This window comes from Actinomadura soli (genome assembly GCF_005889715.1).
In the GTDB taxonomy this organism is placed as follows: Bacteria; Actinomycetota; Actinomycetes; order Streptosporangiales; family Streptosporangiaceae; genus Spirillospora; species Spirillospora soli.
In genome coordinates, this window is record NZ_VCKW01000485.1 from 1 (window position 1) to 2,798 (window position 2,798).

Annotated in this window: 2 protein-coding genes, 1 tRNA gene and 1 pseudogene; 1 reads left to right on the forward strand and 3 read right to left on the reverse strand. The window is 67.2% G+C overall.

Features of this window, described 5'->3' with window-relative positions; genetic code table 11:
- Positions 1-68: transfer RNA gene (locus ETD83_RS40985), tRNA-Val, on the forward strand.
- A gap of 362 nt (positions 69-430) precedes the next feature.
- Here ETD83_RS40985 and ETD83_RS40990 read toward each other — a convergent pair.
- The 3 genes and pseudogenes from ETD83_RS40990 to ETD83_RS43335 form a co-directional block, all read right to left on the reverse strand.
- Positions 431-1,117, reverse strand: coding sequence for a DUF899 domain-containing protein (locus tag ETD83_RS40990; protein ID WP_138650630.1), 687 nt, complete (start codon positions 1,115-1,117; stop codon positions 431-433).
- Positions 1,118-1,242: 125 nt separating this feature from the next.
- Positions 1,243-2,292: a right-handed parallel beta-helix repeat-containing protein gene (locus tag ETD83_RS40995; RefSeq protein WP_138650631.1), complete on the reverse strand. Its 1,050-nt coding sequence runs from the start codon at positions 2,290-2,292 to the stop codon at positions 1,243-1,245.
- 151 nt (positions 2,293-2,443) lie between these two features.
- A pseudogene (locus tag ETD83_RS43335) lies at positions 2,444-2,798 on the reverse strand (DUF6891 domain-containing protein); the annotation flags it as partial.

Below are 2,798 nucleotides of genomic sequence, written 5' to 3' on the forward strand. Positions count from 1 at the left end.
GCGTAGCTCAGGGGTAGAGCACTCGCCTTACAAGCGAGGAGTCGGCGGTTCGAACCCGTCCGCGCCCACCCAGGTCAAAGGCCATGGTCCGCCGCCGCGGACCATGGCCTTTGATCTTGTGAGTGGCTAACTGAGTGGCCAGGGATCCTGAGCCGGCGGTGGTCACCGGAGGGCCGGGGTGTGCTGCTGTGCCGTTATTGGTCGGGATAACTGGCTCGCTTCGCGTGCGTCTTGTGGAGCGCGGTATGGGCGCGGAACCGAATTGAGCGCAGCGATCCCGCTCTTCATCGGGAGTGGTATCAGTGCACATGCTGCGATCGCCAGCGACTCCGGATCGTCCGGGCTCAAGCACACGGCAATCCGACCCAGGCCGGGTCTCGGCATGAGCGTGCGGTCGGTCTTGGGAAGGCGCGGGCAGGTCGGCGATGGGTTAGGGGGTTGGGCCGTAGTGGGCGGCTATTTGTTCGGAGGTGGGCCAGCGGGTGTAAGTGGGGGATTGGGGCCAGTTTTCGGGGGAGTCCTGCCATTCCTCCTGGCGGCCGTAGGGGAGTAGGTCGATCAGGGGGAAGGTGTGGCTGAGTTGTTCGGTGCCTCGGCCGTTGGTGTGCCAGGTGCGGTAGACGGTGTCGCCGTCGCGGAGGAAGACGTTGACGGCGAAGCCGCCGCCGGGAGGTGCGTCCACGTCGGTGCCGAAGGGGCTGTTCGCGGTGGAGTACCAGGTCATCTTGTTGCCGACCCGCTGTTTGTACGCGAGGGCCTCGTCGATCGGGCCCTGGGTGACGATGACGAACCTGGCGTCGTAGGGCTCCAGGAATTCCAGGCGTGTGAATTGTGACGTGAGGCCCGTGCAGCCCGGGCACTGCCACTTCTCGTCCGGGAACCACATGTGGTTGTAGACGATGAGCTGGGATCTGCCGTCGAAGATCTCGGCCAGGCTGACCGGGCCTTCCTCGCCTTCGAGGGTGTACTCGGGCATCTCGACCATCGGCAGACGGCGGCGCTGGGCGGCGATCGCGTCGAGTTCGCGGGTCGCCGCCTTCTCCCGGACGCGCAGCTCGTCGAGGTGGCGCTGCCAGGTCTCGGTGTCGACGACGGGCGGTAGTGCCTTCGCGGTCATGGGCTCCTCCGAGTCTCACGGCTTGCGGTCTCTATGTGTGGACCAGGGCCGTGCGCCGAACTCATCGGTCTCCATGTGAAACCCCTGTCCCCGGCGGGCGGGGACAGGGGTTTCGTGGTCCTCTCTCAGCAGAGGCCGTTCGGGTTGGAGGTTCCGCAGGTGTTGTCGCGGAAGCGGTTGGTGGTGCTGCCGCTCTTGTTGACCAGGTCGTACGGCAGGTTGCCGCGGACGTTGTTGGCCTTGATCAGGTTGTGGTGGGCGGGCCGGTTGCGCGGCGGGACGCCGCGGAAGAGGACGATCCCGCCGGAGTAGCGCAGGTTCCCGCGGTTCCGGTGCACGGTGTTCTTGACGATCTCGTTGTGGTCGCCGCCGAAGAACAGGATTCCGGTGCCGCTGAGCGCCGGGACGGGTCCGTGCGCCTCGCAGACCATGTTGTTCATCGAGACGTAGTTCTTCCACACCTGGGTGTGGCCCTGTCCCGTCGCCTGGCTGTCATCGACGAGGGCGATTCCGGTGCAGTTGTTCGTGATGGAATTGTGGTGGACCTTGATGTGGCGGGCGTGCCGGACCAGGACCCCGAGCGTGTTGCCGGAGGAATGGTTCCAGGCGATCTCGGTGCCGTAGGCGTTGGCGGTGTCGCCGACGTAGAGGCCGGCGTCCTCGCGGTTGTCGAGCGCCCAGTTCCAGACGAACCGGCCGCGGGTCGAGTTGTATTCGGCGATGCCGTACTCGCCGTTCCGCTTGGCCAGGACGGCCTGGACCGTCAGGCGGTCGGTGTAGGTGCCGAACACGCCGGTGCCCCTGAAGTTCCGGACGACCAGCTGCTGGATCGTCACGCCCCTGACCGGGCGCTTCCTCCAGCCGACGACGCAGAACCCCATGCCGGGCACCTTGGCCTTCGCGCAGTGGTCGCGGCCGCCGGGACGGACGATCGTCCTGTTGCCCTCGCCGCGGATCGTGAGGCGTTTGCGGATCAGGACGCCGCCGTCGTAGTGGCCGGCCTTGAGCCGGATGGTGTCGCCCGGTCTGGCCCGGTTGACGGCCGCTTGGATCGACTGACCCGGCCGTACGACGTGGGTCCGTCCGGCCTGTGCCGCCTGGCCGGCGGGCGCGATGGTGACCAGCCCTGCCAGCACGACGCCTGTGCCGACCGAGGCCGCGATAGTCCGCCTCATCCCATTCCCCCGTTTCGCATTGCTTTGCCGCGCCGTGCGGCAACCAATTCCTCGATCATCTTGAACCGGAAAGATTATTCCGTTGATGTGAGCGGGGTAAAAAGTCAAAGGGTTCTCGGGAAGACCGGTGAATTCTGCGGACCGCCGGGCGTTATGCGTCCCAGTTCTCGGTGGTGTGGCCGGGTAGGAGGTCCAGGGCCACGCGGTCTTCGGTGGCGAGGACGGACATGAGGTCTTCTGCCTCGGCCACGGTCACGTGGCGGCCGTGGGAGCGGCGGGCGGCGGGGTCCGGGCATTCCAGCCACAGGCGCGGGCCGGCCTCCCACATCACCTGGACGACGCCGTCGGAGCGGCCCGCGAAGACGGCGAAGTTGTCGGGCCAGGGCGTGAGTTCGAGGAGGACGCCGCGGGCCTCGGCCAGCGTCATGGGGACGGCTTCGTCGGTGTGGCGGCCTCGCGTGTAGTCGCAGTACGTGACGGCCAGGCGGTCGGCGCCGGGGGTGGGC